The sequence below is a fragment of the Roseateles sp. P5_B10 genome (genome assembly GCF_056400485.1).
This window is the reverse complement of record NZ_JBFULE010001162.1, coordinates 1-1,271: the sequence shown is the minus strand read 5'-3', so window position 1 is coordinate 1,271 and position 1,271 is coordinate 1. Positions and strand designations below refer to the sequence as shown.

At 67.6% G+C, this 1,271-nt stretch carries 1 protein-coding gene; it reads left to right on the top strand.

All coding sequences use genetic code 11. From position 1 onward, the window contains the following. Positions 1 to 1,271, top strand: a 1,271-nt coding sequence (gene nuoG, locus AC1DU6_RS31745) for an NADH-quinone oxidoreductase subunit NuoG (RefSeq protein ID WP_477862164.1), incomplete at both ends; no start/stop codon positions are given.

Below are 1,271 nucleotides of genomic sequence, written 5' to 3'. Positions count from 1 at the left end.
GCCCAAGCCCATGCCGGCCTGCGCGACGCCCGTCACGCAGGGCATGATCGTTCGCACCAAGAGCGACAAGGCGATCAAGGCCCAGCAGGGCGTCATGGAATTCCTGCTGATCAACCATCCGCTGGATTGCCCCATCTGCGACCAGGGCGGCGAGTGCCAGCTGCAGGATCTGGCCGTCGGCTACGGTGCTGGCAAGAGCCGCTACACCGAAGAGAAGCGCGTCGTCTTCCACAAGAACGTCGGCCCGCTGATCTCGATGGAAGAGATGAGCCGCTGCATCCACTGCACCCGCTGCGTGCGCTTCGGCCAGGAGATCGCCGGCCAGATGGAGCTGGGCATGGCCCACCGCGGCGAGCACAGCGAGATCCAGACCTTCGTCGGCCGCACGGTGGACTCCGAGCTGTCGGGCAACATGATCGACATCTGCCCGGTCGGTGCGCTCACGAGCAAGCCGTTCCGCTACAGCGCCCGCACCTGGGAACTGTCGCGCCGCAAGAGCGTCAGCCCRCACGATTCSACCGGTGCCAACCTGATCGTCCAGGTCAAGAACCATCAGGTCCTGCGCGTCGTTCCGCTCGAGAACGAAGACGTCAACGAATGCTGGATCGCCGACCGCGACCGCTTCAGCTATGAAGCGCTGAACAGCGACCAGCGCCTGACCGCGCCCATGATCAAGCAGGGCGGTGCCTGGAAGCAGGTCGACTGGACGACGGCGCTGGAATACATCGCCAACGGCCTCAAGACCATCAAGGCCGACCATGGCGCGGCCGCCATCGGCGCGCTGGGCTCGGCCCACAGCACGGTGGAAGAGCTGCACCTGCTCGCACAGCTTGTGCGCGGCCTGGGCAGCGACAACATCGACCACCGCCTGCGCCACAGCGACTTCGGCAATGTCGCGTCAGCCGGCCAGGCGCACTGGCTGGGCACCAGCATCGCGAGCCTGTCCGAGCTCGACCGCGCCCTCGTCGTCGGCTCCAACCTGCGCAAGGACCACCCGCTGTTCGCCGCCCGCCTGCGCCACGCCGCGCGCCGTGGTGCCGCCGTGCATCGTGTCGGCCTGAGCAGCGATGACTGGCTGATGCCGCTCGCCGCTTCGCAATCCGTCGCGCCCTCGGGCTGGGTGCAAGCCCTGGCCGATGTGGCTGCCGCCATTGGTGCTGGTGCACCGCTCGCCGGCACCGTCACCGACGAAGCCAAGGCCATCGCCGCCAGCCTGCAGTCCGGTAAAGCCAAGGCCATCCTGCTGGGCAACGCTGCCGCCGAGCACTCGC